The sequence below is a fragment of the Peribacillus sp. FSL E2-0218 genome (assembly GCF_037992945.1).
Taxonomy (GTDB): Bacteria; Bacillota; Bacilli; order Bacillales; family DSM-1321; genus Peribacillus; species Peribacillus simplex_B.
Window position 1 is genome coordinate 3,451,708 of sequence record NZ_CP150304.1, and the last position, 17,307, is coordinate 3,469,014.

A 17,307-nucleotide genomic window follows, 5' to 3' on the forward strand; every position below is an offset into this window, starting at 1 on the left:
ATTCATTAGAAAAGTGAGTACCGAGAAGTACTCACTTAATTAAAATTAATAGAACGCAAATAAAACAAAGAGAATACCGTTTTATCGAATAATAGAAAACTCCAAATTATTTATCGTTTCTCTTCCTATAGAATCATATAAAATAGTTGACTTTTGAACACTCATGAGTTTATAACAGTTTCTTCCATCAAGAACTATTGGGGTTTTCATTAACTTACTAAAGTTTGAAACGTTAAAGTTTCTTACCTCTTCCCATTCAGTAAAGATAAAACATATATCCGCATCAGTTAATGTGTCCTCAATGGTATTACAATAAGTAATTTCGTTTGGAAAGAATTTCTTAAAGTTATTTACACCTGCTGAATCCCATGCTTTAATTTTAGCTCCGTCTTCCAACATAATTGGAATATTAACCAAAGAAGGTGCTTCTCTTAAATCATCTGTTCCCGGTTTAAAGGTTAAACCCAAAATAGCTACAGTTAAACCATTTAAACTACCGAAATATTTTCGAGATTTCTTCATCAATTTTAATTTTTGATTTTCATTAACATCAATAGTAGCCTTGATAGTTTTCAACTCATAATCATGAAAATTTGCTAACCAGTGTAGGGCTTTTGTATCTTTTGGAAAACAAGATCCACCGTAGCCTATTCCTGAATTCAGAAATTTACTTCCTATTCTGCTATCATAGCCCATCCCCAAGGCAACATCCTCTATATCAGCTCCAATAATCTCACATAGGTTGGCAATCTCATTAATAAACGATATCTTGAGCGCAAGAAAATCATTTGAAGCATACTTTATCATTTCAGCACTGCGACGATTTGTTATCAAAATAGGAGCTTCAAAATTTTGATAGACTTCTTTTAAAATCAGCCCTGTAGTTTCCTCTTCAACACCGATTACTATCCTAGATGGGTACAATGTATCATGAACTGCAGTTCCCTGTGCTAAAAACTCAGGATTTGAAGCAACACTTAAACTAACATTTTTCTTAAGATTATTTCTTATTATTCTTTCTACTTTCTCATTTGTTCCAATTGGAACTGTTGACTTAATAACCACTACACAATCTTTTTCAATGCTTTCAGCAATTTGCAAGGCAACGGAATATACATAATTTAAGTCTGCTGAACCATCTAATTTTTCAGGGGTACCAACACCAATAAAGATGACATCAGCGTCTCTATACGCATCGTAATAATTTGTAGTAAAGAACAATTTCTCCAAATTCCTTACCATCAACTCTTCAAGTCCAGGTTCATAAATTGGAGATATTCCTGAGTTCATTAATTCTACTTTTTCGTTATCTATGTCAACACAAGATACATTATATCCATTTTCCGCAAGACAAACACCAGTTACTAAACCCACATATCCAGTTCCCGCTACAGCAATTTTCACTTTGATTTCCTCTTTCGTTGTTTACTTTAACACCAATTCCTAAAGAAACTTCTAATAATAAATTAATAGGTATATTTCATCATATAATAAGAGCTTGTAGATAGATTACCAAATAATAATTACCAATAATAACCAATACATTTAATTTGAGTTAATAATCGATTAAGAAACTGTTTTCTGTACTTATTAACAACATTAAATCACAAATTATAACATCAATAAATCTAATAAATTCTCTTTAGAATCATCTTCATACCAAACACTAGATTGAATATGGATTATCAGTAAATTTCTTTCATAATTTTCCCATCAATTGTAAAGTTTTCTTAAAGGATTCTGGGTCACTATACTTTAAATAATACTTTATTGTTCATCCCTTACTTAGTTTTGTCTTTAAACCATTAAATAAAGCTAGGCACAATGGGTCTCTCAAAATAAGAAATAATAAACAGTAGGAACAAACACTCAGAGCCATGGAAATAGTTGTCATCAGAACATTGGAAGGATTAATAACTAAATATGGAACAACTAAAGTAAATGTAGATATTACTATATATTTTATATACCTATGTGAATATATTGACATTTCTTTCTTTAACCTTTTAATGAAAAAAATATATATTATTAGTTTTACTAATTCTACTACTACAAAGGATATAGCAGCACCTATAAACAAAAATTGAGGTACTAATAAGAAATTAATTAAAATACTAACTATTAGAGAGATAATCATAGTAATTATAGCAAGATGTTCTTTATTATTAGAATAAATATAATTATAAAGAATTCCTGTCAGTGGCATAATAATTAAACAAATAGCTGTAATTTGAGAAACAATAATAGCGCTTATATAATTTTCACCGAATAGTAATAATATTATTTGTTTTGAATATAAAAACAGCCCAATGGAAGCAGGTATAGAAAAAAACATTAAAACACTACTTGTCTTTTTCATTATATTAACCTGACCGTTTGTATCATCTATACTATTCAAATAACTGAGACGTGGTAGCATTACCAGTAAACCACTTGATATAATATTTACTATCATTGTTGCCAACTTTAGCCCTACGTTATAATAACCTAAGTTTTCCTTCGCAGCAATACTTCCCAATAGTACTGAATTTAATTGAATAGTGAGGGTACTTATAAAAGACATTATTAAAGCAAGCGTTACTGGTTTTAAGTGATGTCTAAAAACTAAATTATATGGTTTTATTTTAATTTTTTTAATTAAAAACCCACAATTTAATAGTGCTGATAATATTAAGCTTGTTAAATTCAAAAAAACATATAACACATTGTCATTTTTATCGTTAATAAAAGAAAATATTAAAATAACGAAAAAAACCTTAACAAATGCATCTCGTGTAGTTATATATTTAAAATCTTCTATCCCCATAAAAAACCAATGAAAGGTAAATAAATTTGTAAATAAGGTAAAACCCACAATTAAGAAAAGATTTAAATTGGTATTTACCTCTTTACTAAAGAAAATAAAGAACAAATAAATTACAAAAACACATATAGTAAGTAATAGTTGAATTAGAAATAATTCCAAAAAGGTCTTACTTAACTTTTCAATATTATCTCTATATTTTGCTATTTCTCTAGTAGCATAGCCAACTAATCCAATTCCTCCAAAAATTGCAAACAAAGTAACTATGCTTATAGCGAAATTTACAGCTCCATAATTTTCGGGTCCCAAAACTCGTGAAATATATGGAAAAGTAATCAAAGGAATTGAAACAGTAATAAATTGATTTAAAAGACTGTACATAGTATTTCTGGAAAAACTATTCATTTTTCACTCCATCATTGTTTATATTAACTTTTCAATTTGACCTAAAGCACTTTCTATTTTAAAATCCTGACTCCTTAAAACCGACATTTTTTTTAAGTACTCCAACTTTTGTCCATTAAGAAGTAAAGTTTTGATCCCATTGTATATGTCATCTTCTGAATTACCTACTAAGAAACCATATTTCCCCGCAGCTAAAATTTCTTTAGTTCCACCACAAGAAGTACTTAATACAGGTAATCCTAATATCATTGCTTCAGCTAAAGCTAATGAATATCCTTCTGCCCGGGAGCTACAAACAAATAAATTTGCATTTTTTGTATATTTATATGGATTCTTTTTAAAACCCAATAATTGAACTGTTTTCCTAACTCCCAATTCCTGGCATAGTTTAATTAAGCTATTTTTTTCTACACCATCCCCAATAATTATAAGATTATGAAATATACCATCAGAGATAAGTCTAGCATGTGCTTTTATCAGACGATCAAAACCTTTTTCATGACCTAATCTTCCAACAGAACAAATTGTAAAATTTTTATACTTTTTTTCACCTTTTATTGCCTTATCTTTAATATTTTTATCATCTATTGGATTATAAATAACTTTTAATTTATTATTTTTCTCCATATTAAAAATATCTAAGTACCCTTCCATAGAATCCTTACTTACAAAAATAACATCATTAAAGTAATTATAATGCATTTTTTCATCATTTATACTTTTATATAAAGATTTAGTCCAATGGTGGCTTTTAAGATTCGTATGAACCCAAGCAATTTTTTTTGAAGTTTGCTTAGACCCGGATATCAACTTCGTTGACTTTCCTTCCAAGAAAGCTATCTCAACTTCAAACTTATTTCTGATAAGTAATTTATATAATAGCTTAGAAGGTATTTTTCGAAAGAAAATATCAATCATTTTTTCAAGGAATTTTATTAAGAATTTATTTTTTAATAAAAAAAGATTTTTAGTGTTAACCATATAACTTACCCTCACGTTTTTGGGCAAATTATCTAAATAAACCCCATTATTATATATTAAAAACAAGGTGATATCATATTTATTGTTTATTTTATTTAAGATGTCTATTAATACTTTTTCTGCTCCTCCTCCATTAAGAGAATCAATGCAAAACAACACTTTTTTAGTCATTCTTTCTATCCCCTTTAAGCTAGTTTACTTTTAGTACAAAATTTAACCCCCTTTAATTTCACCTTCATTCTAAAAAAATGAATTTATATGGTTCATGCAACCAATGAGGATTTAAGTATCCTGATCTTACAGAGGATAAAAACAATAATATAAAAAACAGGCTATAAATAACTAATAACGGTAATTTATATTTTTCTAAATTATATTTCATTATTCTTTCTAGCCCAAATGGGATTCCCAAAGTCATTCCAATGCATAAATAAGAAAGTAATCTTTTGGTAGAAAGGTAAGGACTCGCTATCGGAAATAACATGGTAAATAATAAGTACATCTGAATTGGAATTATCTTTTTTCCATCGTTATACTTCTCCTTTTGAAAAAACGTTATAGCTATACATGTTATTAGATGTATAAAATAAACAAAACCAACCGTTCCTCCATAAGTAACATCATGTGATAAATCTCTTAAGTACTTCCACTCTGGAAATAAACGTTCTATTAAGTCAAAAAGAACAATAGGAGAAAATATCGTACTTAGCAACAAAAAAAGTAAACAGAGTAAAGTATATAACAAGGGTTTTATTCTCTTATTTAAAATGAAATACGTGGGAATTAACAATAGAGCAGAGGTATGGAATGCAGAACCCACAAACAACCAAATTATAAATTTAAAAAGTTTCCGTTCATAAATAAATTTTGTAGAATAGAAGTATATTGAAACCGCAACAATTTGTCTTACAGCATCAAGTCCGGAAAAAAACACTTGCGAATAAAAAATAATAATAGAAATAATAAGGTAATTTCTGTTTATATCATAATACGTTAATGCTCTATAAAAAAAGTGAAATGTAATAACTGAACAAAAAAAATAAACAAAATTCAGGCCCAATCCAAGCTTATTTCCAATAAGATTAATAAATAAAAAAAAGTTTTCTTTTTCAATTTCTTGGGATAGATTAGGCAACTCCCATAACTCAGAATATTTTACTCTATTAAATATTTCCAAATAAGAATAGTGATCTATACCAACGTCGGCACGAAATGCATATAATATAAATAATGGAGCCAAGGATAAATAGACAAAAAACGATTTCGATATTTTATTAAATACTTTTTTTCTATCGATTGTATAAGTTGTAACCAAGGCAAAATAAATGCTTATTAATAAGGCAAAAACATATATCATTATTCTACCCTCTTACTTTATTTTTTATTTGAACTAACAATTTAATTAATGTATACCTTCTTTTTATAAGGAGATATAGTACAATTTTTTTATTTAAATTACTATTTTTAAAACTTTCACTATTGAACAATTTGTTATATCTTTCCAAAATAAAATCTCTAAACTCATCCATAAAAGCATATCTCATTGACTCGTTATTAAGTTCATTTACAGCTCGTACACAAAAAGAAAAATATGAATTAATTATTAACGTCTCCAGTGATTGCTGTACGAAAGTAATAAAGTTTTTTTGAATAAAGAATTGTTCCATCTTATTTAAAACTATTATAATATCTGAGAATTTTTTTATATTTCGCGATGTTGTAATAGATTCTTCTCTCTGTTTCAAATAGTGATAGAAGGCCTCTCCTATATAAACTGTCTTTTCACTATAATAAAAAAGTTTAGCTATAGTTACTCTATCTTCATGTAATAACCCTTTAGGAAAATCAATGGCATGGACTTCAAAAAGACTTTTTTTAAATAATTTATTACAAACACTCGGTTCTATTAGTAACATTTCTGGATTATTCTTTAGGCTTAAGTCTATATTATTGATCAAAGCTGATTTAGTTATATAACTTTCTGGTTCATAAATAAAATCGGATATTACAATATCTGCATTTCTTTCCTTAGCATAATCATATAGTTTTTCATACATTTCATGATCTACCCAATCATCCGGGTCTACAAATCCAATGTACTCCCCCTTCGCATATTTTAAACCGAAGTTTCTAGCATCAGATAAACCACCATTCTCTTTTTTGAAACTTATCATTTTATCTCCATTTTCACTCACATATTTATCTATTACATTCTGAGAGTTATCAGTGGAACCATCATTTACAATAATAATTTCAATATTATCAAGAGTTTGATTTGCCAGACTATATAAGCATTTATCTATATACTTTTCCACATTATAAACTGGAACAATAATACTCAAATAGCACATTTTTTTCTCCTTAAATTAAGATTCATGAATTAGCGAAAGAATAATAAAAAAGAACTTTAGTATTTCTATAATCATGAATTTAAATAATATCAGTTCAAATCAAAAGAAATCTGTTATAGCAACAAGTTTACCCTACGACTTCTTAGCATTTATAAAATCTTTTATTTAATTATAATAGTTTGACCTGGCGTAATTATTTTCTGGAAAGCCTTTTTAGATATAGCAAAAGATTTTTTGAATATATTTTTTTGATATTTTGACCATTTTATTGCATAGTAGTTAAATTCATCTATTTCAAACAAGTCATACAATACTTTTAACTGAGCAATATGTAAATCATGATAAAATGGACTCCCTATTTTTCCACCTTGATCGTAAAAAGACCAATATCCTGTATCATACTTGGAAAGTTCTGTTTTCAAAGAATAAATGCTACTTTGTAAAGCTTTTTTATACTTAACTTCATTAGTTAATTTACAAACATCTAATAAACCAAAAATTGCAAATATCCATCCATTTAAAACTAAATCCGGTCTACTTTTAACATATTCCTCAAAATATATCTTTTCTTTTATATACCTTGTTGTCCCTCCTTCATGAACGGGCTTTAGCATAAAATCAATTGCTTTTATAGCTGCATCATGATATCTAGAATCATTAGTATGAAGATAAGCTCTAATCAGAATAGATGCACATTCCCCTTGTGTCATAGCACTATACTTATTACAATCTGTTTGCCCTATTCGTTCAAAAGCATCCCACCCACCATTTCTTTCTTGATCATTTAATAGCCAATTAGTGATATTAATAAATTTGTCATAATATGATTTATCGCTTGTTAACAAATATAAATCATAAGCACCTAGTCCATATTGAACAATCGCTGTAGGAAAATAGACCTTTTTTCCGTTGTAACTTAAATTGACTGGGATTCCATTTTCATCTAAGTTAGTGGTAAAAAGAACTTTATTGGTCAAATCATTATAATATCCATTAATATTTGTTTTAGAATATTTTTTTCCTATCCCCTGTTGAACAGCTAATACATTTTTCCCTAGTAACATACTTAACCATTTTTTAAACATTTGAATCCTTTTATTCAATTAGATTCATCTCCTCGCATTTTTTTACATAAAGTTCTTCATATTGTTTTTCTGCAACCCTAATATCGAATTCTCTAGATAAGAGAAAACTCTTTTCGCTCATAGAATTTCTTAAATTAATATCATCAATAAGGCTGACAACAGCTTTATAAAATAAATCTTTATTTTCCCTTGGAACTAAAATAGCATTCGAATTATGCTTAGCGACATCAGGAATCCCACCAACTTCTGTAGCAATAATTGGTAAACCTGAAGCCATTGCTTCTAAAATGGTTAAAGGTAATCCTTCCCAATTCGATGACATTAAGAAGATATCACTTTCCGCTAATAGATTGGGTATGTCCTCTCTTATCCCTAAAAACTCTACTCGGTCAACTATACCCATAAGTATTACTTTATCTTCAATTTGTTTTCTTAATTCTCCATCCCCGACTAGTCTCAGTCTCACATTAGATTTTTCTGTAGCTACACGACTGAATACATTAATTAAAAAGTCGTGATTCTTTTGAGGAGAAAACCTGCCAATATGTATTAAATTGATACTATCCCTATCTTTCTTTATACCTTTAAAGCTATATTTTTGAATATCAATTCCGTTATTGATTAAAGGAATGTCACTGTTTATCTTATATAGTTCGGTAATTGATTTCCTTACAGATTTTGAAATAGCAACAGGAATATAACTAAAAAATCTGTAAGCTATATTCTGGATTTTTATTCCTATTTGATCTAACTCTTTTTCGGCAACATTGTGAACAGTATGAATTCTGATGGGTACACACTGTAAGACACTAGGAATAAGGGTGTATCTGACCACGTACCTATGTGTATGTATAACATTCGGCTTGTATTTTTTAAATAATTTAAAAATCTTATAAATCATGGAAATATCAACTCCAGGTTTTTTCCCTAAATAGAATACCTCCACTCCAATTTTTTCTAATTGTTTTTCATAAATTGTATCCGACTTATTATATAAACTTAAAACTGCCATTGTGAATTTACTTTTATCATAGTTTGATAATAAATCTAGTACTAATTTTTCAGCTCCACCAGTTCCAAAATCCGGAATTATGTGTAGAATTTTAATTTTTTTCATTATTTACACCTTCTACTATCGTTTTCAGCTTTTCAAAAAATGTTGTTAATAATATTAATTTCCATTAACAACCTTTTGTATATATTCATATTTTTCTTTTAAGTTTTTTTCTAAAATATAGTTCTTTTGAAAAACTTTTGAGGAACTGATTGATAAATTTTCGACCTTTTTCCTATCAAAATTTAAAAATTTGTTTATACTTTCACATATCGAAACTGCATTAACATCATCACATATTATGGCATTATAGTTATTTATTGCAATCTCTCTTACACTCCCTACATTTGTTGCTATTATTGGCATTGATGCTGCACAAGCTTCCATTAATGCTACAGGTAAACCTTCACTCCTACTTGGAAGTATATAACAATTAGATTGACTTAATTCTAGGGCTAGTGTCTTTCTATTTATCCATTTGTTTAAATTTATATATTTTTCCAAATTATTTCTTTCGATAAAATCTTTATAATCATTATATTTGCTTCCATCTCCATATATATTAAACTCTATATTAAATTTGATTTTTTTTGTTTTAACTAAAAGATTTATAGCTTCTAATAAGATATCAATTCCTTTTACAGATTCATATCTGGCAACTGTTAAAAACTTCAATTTTTTATTATCCTTTTGAACCTTTTTATGTTCTAATATTTCATTATAAAATTCTTGACTTACACCTAATCTAAAAACTTTTACTTTTTCTTTAGAAATTCTGTATTTATTACATATGAAATTGCAATTATTATCAGCAACTGTAATAATTTTTTTTGAGCTATCTAAAATATCTTTTATTTTTCCTGGAGGATAAATATATATGTCAGATCCATGTCCTTGACATATATATTCATTTTCTATTAACTTATTCAAATAGAAAGCAATAAGAGAAGATCTTGTTAACCAATAACTGAACAATAGATCATCAGTTTTTATATCTACCTTCCTCAATATACTGAGCGCCATTAAATATGAATATATATTCTTACTGAATTCCATTAATCTTATACTTTTAATATGTTTAAATTGTCTAAAATGGACTGCAATACTTTTGATTTTTGTAGGGAAAAATAACTCTTTAATCCCCTCTTTTAACTCTAAATAAATAATATTATTTTTATCGTTTTTATTTTTATATCCGGAAAAACTTATGATTCTAAAATTTTTATATTTATCCAGTACGGATTCAAACTCATATGTACTAAACATAACTTTTTTTTCGGGATAGGAATTGGTTATAATGTATACTAATGGCTCTTTATTCATATTTACCCTTCTTTAATAAAATCTATTTTAGTCTTACCTCTACCATTTATTATTGTTATTGTTGTAGGCTTGTTTTCTTTTCAAGTTTATTTTTTTTGAACCTTTTTAACTTAAAAATGTGATTTATCGGTTCTAGTATAAAATCTTTTGGTGATGCAAACAATGCTAATATTAAATGTTTTATCAAAACAGAATATTTTTTACTCCTTTTTCCTACAACCATCATTACTGCATGATGTCTAAACCTAACATAATTTCTTTGGCTCAGACTAAGAAGATTAAAATACCTTTTCTTAAAGGTATATAGTTCTTTCTCGCCTTCAATTTTATTGTGGCCAACAGAAATCCGTTCACCGTCATGCAAATATTGAATTATATTGGCATGTGGAGTATAACCAATTTTCATACCACTCTCAATTGACTTAATCATTAACATGAATTCCTGTCCAATTTTCGCATCATCAAAACCACCGATATCTAACAATGATTCTTTTTTATACATATATGTTGAAGTAGGAGTTAAATGATGTAGTAAATGTTGTTTTAGTAGGTCATCATTTAAAATACTTTTTACATATTTATGTTCCCTGAAATCTACAAGCTTATCTTCTGCATTGTGAATACGTACATTTGTGAAGGACATATCTAATTTAATATTTATCATAAACTCAATTTGAGTGTTAATCTTTTCTGGAAGATATATATCGTCATCATCAAGGAAAGTTATATATTCACCCGTAGCTTTCTTTATACCTTGATTTCTAGCAAGGGCTCCTCCCAGATTCTTAGTATTTTTAATATATAACACTTTGTTATTATTTTTATATTTATACATTTTCTCCTGGGTTTCTAACCTAAAAACAGAATCAGGAGCATTATCGTCCACAACGATTATTTCTATATTGGGATAAGTCTGTTTTAAAACAGAATCAATGGCTCTTGGGAGGAAGTTACTTCTTTTAAACGTTGGTATTATTACGCTCACTTTTTTATCCATAAATATTTTCTCACCTATTTTATTCAATTTGATTTTATGAAGCTGTCTCAGAGTATTAATTTTTTTTCAGAAGTTAAATTTTATACCAACGGATTCAATACGGTTATAAAAATCCCTTTTTAATTAATATAATGAATCTAAAAATTATCTAGCTCCATCTCCTGTAATTACAACTTTTACGGTTTTAAATATAATTTTTATATCTGTTAAAATACTTAAATTTCGTATATAATATATATCCAAACTCAACTTCTCTTCAGGAGAAATGTCATATCCTCCGTTAACTTGTGCCCATCCAGTAATCCCAGGTTTAACTATTAAGCGTTTTTCAAATCCAGAAATTTCTTCATTAAATTGTTGAGTAAACACTGGTCTTTCTGGTCGTGGACCTATTAAGCTCATTTCTCCCTTTAATACATTTATCAGCTGTGGTAATTCATCAATTCTAGTCTTTCTAATGAATGAACCTACCTTCGTAACCCTAGGATCATCTTTCAATGCCCATTGTGCTCCATTTTTTTCAGCATTTATATACATTGACCTAAGTTTAATTATGTAAAATAATTCCCCATTTAAGCCTACGCGTTCTTGGAAAAAGAAAGCAGATCCTTTGGATTCTATTATAATAGCTAGACAAAAAAATAATAATATAGGTAAAGTAATTAAAAGACCAATTAATGCTAAAACAAAATCAATGATTTTTTTTAGTGTAAAATATAAACGACGTTTTGAAGAGGTAAATTCACTCCTAATGACAACATCTGAATAATACTGTTTTTCTTCTTTTACCTCCATAAAAACCTACTCCTTTTATCTAAGTATTTCTTATTTTTGTTATATTGACTATTTCCACCAGATATTTTATAGATAGTCCTAGGTCATTTTGATTACTTGGATCGACAATTCCGTAACGGTGCGTTTCTTCTTTAGGAACTGTCTGTACACTGATGACAAATTTAAATGATACTCAATAGTCCACTTGCCTTTTCCTGTAACAATATTAATGTCTTCGATTCCAGATGATACAACCTCTTCAATAATGTATTGAATCGTCGACTATTGGAAGCGTTTCTTTTGGCGTGGCTTTAGTAGCCGGTAAGAACTTGGTTCCTAACCCTGCTACTGGTTACAACTCTTTCTACTCTTTTATTCAGAAAAAATATATATTTAGTTAGTTTTACATAAACAAAAATTAAATTATAATATAATAATGAAAGCGCTCCCTAAATAACTATCATTCTAAAAAATACCTAAAATTTTCTTTTTGAAAGTCAGTGGTTTTTCAACAGCTGGACTTAGTCCCTTCATGAGCAGTTGAGCGTTTTCTTTAAAATAAAAGGTCCGTTCGGTTCCATGCATTTTTGAGATGGTTTCGTATGCCTCTTGTAATGTGAAGCCCCTTGAGCCTATATTATGGGCATCGGTTGCGATAAAATGAGCCAGATTATGTTCAATGATTTTCTTAGAAAACGATTGAATGCTCTTCCCGAAGTTCCCGATCATGCTTCCAGAGGTGATTTGCGTTAAGGCGCCCTCTTGAACCAATTCAAATAATAATTTAGGATTTTCAATCAATTCCTTATTTCGTTCCGGGTGTACGATGATCGGGGTTATCCCTTTCAGCAGCAGCTCATAAATCACATCTTGTGTGTATGTAGGAACACGTCCCGACGGAAGCTCCAGCAGCATATGCCTTCCCTTGTCGTCCAGTGTCAGGATTTCTTCCTTTTCAAATGAATTGAACAGATCTCGGTGTATTCTTACTTCCTGTCCGAGATGAATCGAAAGGGGAATATTAGCCTGTTGTAAACTCTCATTTAATTTCACGACTCTAGCGATGATGGCACTCTTCACATTCACATATTTCTCATTTAAATGGTGCGGTGTGGCATACAAATCGGTGATTCCTGATTCCACCGCTATCTTTGCCATGCTCATGCTTGCCTCCACGTCTGTGGATCCATCATCAACGCCTGGGAGAATGTGACAATGTATATCAATCAACTGCAAACACTTCCTTTATAACGAACAGGTCTATATACCTAGTTTGTGAAAATAGTAATTATTACCCTGATTAATAGTAGCATAGATACCGGCTATTAAACAGGGTGTTAATTTGTCGAATTTTGGCTTAATTAATCAAGATTGATAGTAATAATAATTGCTGTTATCTGTTTCCACGCCATTCAAGACGACACCAAGCACGGTTGTATTAGCTTTCGTTAAAAGCTCCTTCGCCTTCACGGCACTTTGTTTGTTCGTCTTCCCGCTTGAGACGACCATGATGACGCCATCACATTTATTGGCGACAATTTGCGAATCAGGTACGACCAGAACCGGCGGTGTATCAAAAATGATATAATCATACATTTCTTTCAGTTCATGAATGGTTGATTCTATCGCTCTGGAATTCAATAATTCCGAAGGGTTTGGGGGAATGGGTCCGCTTGTCAATATTTCTAGATTAGGCACATCCGTCTTCATGACCGCTTTTTCGATGCTCATTTTCTTCGTTAATACACTTGTAAGTCCCTGTATGTTACTAAGACTGAACGCATAATGGACGGACGGTTTTCTTAAGTCGGCATCCACAAGCAGGACTTTTTTCTCCTCTTGAGCAAGCACAATCGCGAGGTTCGCGGATGTCGTGGATTTCCCATCATTAGGCTCAGCTGAGGTTACCACAATGGTTTGGATGTCTTCATCCACGGAGGCAAATTGAATATTCGTTCGAATTAATCGATATTGCTCAGTGATCGGTGATTTCGGATTATTTTGTGCAATCAAGTTCACCTGTTTTTTATCTTTACTTCTCAAAAATGCCGCTTCCTTTCATCCAGCTTAGCCTTTATTATGTACGTTTGAAATCTTCTGAATCGAGCCAAGTAGAGGCAATTCTAGGAGTGTCTCGATATCCTTTTCATCCTTGATCGTATTGTCCATATACTCCAATAAGAAGGCCAAGCCAACACCAGCCATCAAGCCGACCACCAAGGCAATAGCAATATTCAACACAGGATTAGGTTTGACAGGCGAAGGATTATCGCTGATTTCAGCCTTCGCAAGTACGCTAACATTGTCAACATTCATGATGTCCTTAATTTCCTTTTGAAAAGTTTCAGAAACCGTATTGGCAATCTCAACTGCTTGCGATGGATTGCCATCCTGAACCGTTAACGAAAACACTTGCGAATTTTCTTGGCTGTTGATGGTGATTTTTTCACTAAGTTGCTCTACGCTTTGGTCCAGCTCAAGGTCATCAATGACCTTCTCCAATATCGCAGGGCTTTTTATGATCACACTATATGTATTGATCATGTCGATATTGGATCGTATTTGATTCGAGTCCAATTGATTCTCGGATTGCTTCTGATTAACGAGAATCTGTGTCGAAGACTGGTAGACGGGTGTTAATAAGAAATAAGATATTGCTCCACTAATTAACGCCGCAATTAATGTCAGCAGCATGATTAGCTTCCAACGCTTCTTTAATGTCTTGAAAATATCTGCAATACTAATCGTTTCTTCCATTTCATCCTCCTAATATGTTAAAAATGACCTATTGCATTATAACACATAATATTACCTATTTTTATGTATTATCAAGGAAATTTTCATGAATCTTACAATGAATGAATACTTTTCTAGCGCTTAGATGATTCTAACCTAAAAATATCCTCAATTCAAAGGAATTTTTTTCTAATTACGCCCTTACAAAGCCATAACAGCTGTAAAACCCGCATGGTAAAAGGGTTTCTATTTATATAAATTATACCTATTTACCCAATACTTGCTGTGCTTCTTCACCGACATTGGATGAATCCACCTAAAACTAAATGCCCATGAAACGAAGAAAAAGCATTTATCGACTAAATTGCGTCAAGTTTTTAGGGCCTAGTTATCATTATTAATGGAGACAAACTGTGTAAACTGAAAGTAATAGTTTATATTCATAGAAATGGTTAGGTGTGGTCAATATGATAGGTTACCGAGTCAAGTCGCTTAGGGAAGAAAGGAAAATGTCAATTAGTGAACTCTCCACAAAATCGGGCGTTGCCAAATCCTATATAAGCTCTCTGGAAAGAAACCTTCAAACAAACCCCACTATTTTAGTTTTGGAAAAAATAGCAAAAATTCTAGGCATTAAGGTTGATGCTTTACTGTATGAACAAGGAGACAAAAATATGGATGAAGAGTGGATGCAAATCATGCAGGAAATTATGGGTTGTGGAATATCGAAAGAGGAAATGCGCGAATTTATACAGGATCGCAAATGATTGGTTTATGCATTCTTGGTATCACTTTCTTTTGTAAGCTCAGTGAAAAGGGGGGAAGTAGCTTAAGCCACTTTCCCCCCTTTTACACTACATGTCCTGTTTTTGCTTAAAATAGTCCTGCAACACCTCGAACCATATCTGATGCCCTCTGTCATTCGGATGGATGTTATCATTGGTTAACATATCAGCCAATCTCAGATTCTGTTCCTCTAGCTTCTTTTCCATACCTGTCTTGCTATTCAAATACGTCCATCGATTCTTTTCGATGACATTCTCGGAAGCCTTCATATAATCCAGATAACTCAACCCTAAGCTATTTTTCATTTCACTACTTGCGACCGGGTTCGGGGAAAGCATTAAAATCTTTGCATTTGGCAGTTCTTTTTGCCATTTTGCCATGATGTTTTCCAGATCTTTTTCCGTCTGTTGCAGGCTAATTGATTGATAATGATTGTTAATCAGCGAGGTTTCAAAAATAACCAAATCAGGATCATCTTTTATGACCTCTTCGATTTTCTTTCCTTCCAGCAAATCCTCTGTTGAATACCCTTCATGACCATGATTCATAAAACGCAATGTTTTAGCCTCATCAAGATCGGCACGCAGACTCTTCTCCAGACGCGCTGTCCAGGTTTTGGCAGAGATACTTGCTCCAGTTCCTGCAGTCCCGTTACTGCCCACTAAGGAGACAATGAGCTTATCTTGCGTAAGCGACCGATACCGTAAATAATCCAATAACGGCTGCTGTTGATTATTTTCCGGTTTTAAACTCTGTATCAAAGCTTCTCTTTCTTCTTTTTCCTTTTGTTTAAGTTTTGCTTCCGCTTCTCTAGCCTCCACCCCTGCTGCCTGGCTTTTGTTTTTCCAATGCATTTGACCAAAAGCCAGTACGGCTAAGCAAATGATCGCGATAATGATTAACCCATACTTCCTCATCTTTACCTCCGTTTATGCACTAGAATTGACATGGGATACGATCCCATACTTTTCTCTTATTTTCTCTTGTTCATTATAACTTACATATAATACGTTATAAAGAATGTTTTTCCAATGAATTCTGACATCCCTCGACAAATCCCATGAATAGGAATCATTCTTTAACACTATGTAAACAATGTAATGCCTAAATGAAGTTTCCGTAATGTTATCGTATACCCGGCTTCCTTCTCGCTTTTTCGTAGTATGATAGAAAAAAAAGGAGTTTTGGATATGATTATTCTGCAGTATATTGAAAAGGTTTTTTCATTCATGCATAAGGATATTCCGGAAACTCATGTGAAATGCCATGTTTGTGCAGGTACAGGTGCCTACGATATTTATACGGATTGCCTTACCTGTAATGCAAAAGGGTTAATCAGTAAAGTGGAGTATAATAGGAGGCTTGAAGAGGGTGAAATTTAAACGATTTCGTGAGGTCGATATATGTTATCAAAGAAGCAGTATTGGCTATTGCTTCTTTTTTTGTTGCCTAAAGTACCGTTTGTCTCCCGGCTTAAAAGGGTATTTTATTACCAGAGGTGATGGATATGACAGCAATTACGCACATCGGTTTGGCTGTGCCTGATTTGGATGCTGCGATTTCGTGGTATGAACAGGTGTTGGGATTCAAGTTATTGGCGGGTCCGTATTCGTTTGATGCCAGTGCCGAGGACAAGCCGAATATGACGAACGATCTTCTTGGCAATCATGTCAAAAAAATGCGCAATGCTCATTTGATGGCGGATAATCAGGTGGGAATCGAGCTTTTTGAATTCCAGGAGCCGAGGATGCCGCCGAGTAAACGTGATGAGTATCAGGGCTTTTTTCATATTTGCTTAATTTCGGATGATATTGAAAGACTCGCCGATGAGATTGCGCAATCCGGCGGTAAAAGGCGAAGCGATCTGTGGAATACTTGGAAGAACAAGCCGTACCATTTAATGTATTGTGAAGATCCTTTTGGCAATATCATTGAGTTATACAGCCGGAGCACGGAATTGATGTATGGCAATAAGGATTGATGCAAAAACAGCCCCCACATTGTAGATTGGG

Annotated in this window: 17 protein-coding genes and 1 pseudogene; 3 read left to right on the top strand and 15 right to left on the bottom strand. The window is 31.4% G+C overall.

Annotated elements, in window-relative coordinates; translation table 11 throughout:
• Positions 1-81 precede the first annotated feature (81 nt).
• The 14 genes and pseudogenes from MHI53_RS16620 to MHI53_RS16685 all read right to left on the bottom strand — a co-directional run bounded on the left by MHI53_RS16620 (position 82) and on the right by MHI53_RS16685 (position 14,530).
• The gene (locus tag MHI53_RS16620; RefSeq protein ID WP_340371765.1) at positions 82-1,404 is read right to left on the bottom strand and encodes a UDP-glucose/GDP-mannose dehydrogenase family protein; all 1,323 of its coding nucleotides are present in this window, start codon (positions 1,402-1,404) and stop codon (positions 82-84) included.
• Positions 1,405-1,774: 370 nt separating this feature from the next.
• A complete protein-coding gene (locus tag MHI53_RS16625; protein WP_340371766.1) occupies positions 1,775-3,208 on the bottom strand; it encodes a flippase in 1,434 nt (477 codons plus the stop codon).
• Between the two features lie 18 nt (positions 3,209-3,226).
• Positions 3,227-4,360 (bottom strand): glycosyltransferase, encoded by a 1,134-nt coding sequence (locus MHI53_RS16630; RefSeq protein WP_340371767.1) that lies wholly within the window; start codon positions 4,358-4,360, stop codon positions 3,227-3,229.
• Between the two features lie 64 nt (positions 4,361-4,424).
• Positions 4,425-5,546, bottom strand: coding sequence for an EpsG family protein (locus tag MHI53_RS16635; RefSeq protein ID WP_340371768.1), 1,122 nt, complete (start codon positions 5,544-5,546; stop codon positions 4,425-4,427).
• Between the two features lie 4 nt (positions 5,547-5,550).
• Entirely contained in the window at positions 5,551-6,531 is a 981-nt protein-coding gene (locus MHI53_RS16640) for a glycosyltransferase family 2 protein (RefSeq protein WP_340371769.1), read from the bottom strand.
• 170 nt (positions 6,532-6,701) lie between these two features.
• Positions 6,702-7,643 (bottom strand): D-glucuronyl C5-epimerase family protein, encoded by a 942-nt coding sequence (locus MHI53_RS16645; protein WP_340371770.1) that lies wholly within the window; start codon positions 7,641-7,643, stop codon positions 6,702-6,704.
• Positions 7,636-8,742 carry a glycosyltransferase gene (locus tag MHI53_RS16650; protein ID WP_340371771.1) on the bottom strand — a complete coding sequence of 369 codons (1,107 nt, stop codon included), beginning with the start codon at positions 8,740-8,742 and terminating at the stop codon, positions 7,636-7,638. Before MHI53_RS16650 ends, MHI53_RS16645 begins: the two co-directional genes overlap by 8 nt.
• Positions 8,743-8,796: 54 nt before the next feature.
• A complete protein-coding gene (locus tag MHI53_RS16655; protein ID WP_340371772.1) occupies positions 8,797-10,002 on the bottom strand; it encodes a glycosyltransferase family 4 protein in 1,206 nt (401 codons plus the stop codon).
• 55 nt (positions 10,003-10,057) lie between these two features.
• Positions 10,058-10,999 (bottom strand): glycosyltransferase family 2 protein, encoded by a 942-nt coding sequence (locus MHI53_RS16660; protein ID WP_340371773.1) that lies wholly within the window; start codon positions 10,997-10,999, stop codon positions 10,058-10,060.
• 144 nt (positions 11,000-11,143) lie between these two features.
• Positions 11,144-11,794: a sugar transferase gene (locus MHI53_RS16665; RefSeq protein WP_340371774.1), complete on the bottom strand. Its 651-nt coding sequence runs from the start codon at positions 11,792-11,794 to the stop codon at positions 11,144-11,146.
• Between the two features lie 123 nt (positions 11,795-11,917).
• Positions 11,918-12,131, bottom strand: a pseudogene (locus tag MHI53_RS16670) (sugar phosphate nucleotidyltransferase); the annotation flags it as partial.
• A gap of 107 nt (positions 12,132-12,238) precedes the next feature.
• Positions 12,239-13,009 carry a CpsB/CapC family capsule biosynthesis tyrosine phosphatase gene (locus MHI53_RS16675; protein WP_340371775.1) on the bottom strand — a complete coding sequence of 257 codons (771 nt, stop codon included), beginning with the start codon at positions 13,007-13,009 and terminating at the stop codon, positions 12,239-12,241.
• A 129-nt stretch (positions 13,010-13,138) separates the two neighbouring features.
• The gene (locus MHI53_RS16680; RefSeq protein ID WP_340371776.1) at positions 13,139-13,816 is read right to left on the bottom strand and encodes a CpsD/CapB family tyrosine-protein kinase; all 678 of its coding nucleotides are present in this window, start codon (positions 13,814-13,816) and stop codon (positions 13,139-13,141) included.
• A gap of 24 nt (positions 13,817-13,840) precedes the next feature.
• Complete coding sequence (locus tag MHI53_RS16685; protein ID WP_340371777.1) at positions 13,841-14,530, bottom strand: Wzz/FepE/Etk N-terminal domain-containing protein; 690 nt, start codon at positions 14,528-14,530, stop codon at positions 13,841-13,843.
• 446 nt (positions 14,531-14,976) lie between these two features.
• Here MHI53_RS16685 and MHI53_RS16690 point away from each other — a divergent pair, with 446 nt between their 5' ends.
• Positions 14,977-15,276, top strand: a complete 300-nt coding sequence (locus MHI53_RS16690; protein ID WP_340373698.1) for a helix-turn-helix domain-containing protein — start codon at positions 14,977-14,979, stop codon at positions 15,274-15,276.
• 87 nt (positions 15,277-15,363) lie between these two features.
• Here MHI53_RS16690 and MHI53_RS16695 read toward each other — a convergent pair whose 3' ends face one another.
• A complete protein-coding gene (locus MHI53_RS16695) occupies positions 15,364-16,212 on the bottom strand; it encodes an SGNH/GDSL hydrolase family protein (RefSeq protein ID WP_340371778.1) in 849 nt (282 codons plus the stop codon).
• A gap of 273 nt (positions 16,213-16,485) precedes the next feature.
• Here MHI53_RS16695 and MHI53_RS16700 point away from each other — a divergent pair, with 273 nt between their 5' ends.
• Both MHI53_RS16700 and MHI53_RS16705 read left to right on the top strand, forming a co-directional pair.
• Positions 16,486-16,677: a hypothetical protein gene (locus tag MHI53_RS16700; RefSeq protein ID WP_061143697.1), complete on the top strand. Its 192-nt coding sequence runs from the start codon at positions 16,486-16,488 to the stop codon at positions 16,675-16,677.
• Positions 16,678-16,802: 125 nt separating this feature from the next.
• Positions 16,803-17,276: a VOC family protein gene (locus tag MHI53_RS16705; protein ID WP_340371779.1), complete on the top strand. Its 474-nt coding sequence runs from the start codon at positions 16,803-16,805 to the stop codon at positions 17,274-17,276.
• Positions 17,277-17,307 lie beyond the last annotated feature (31 nt).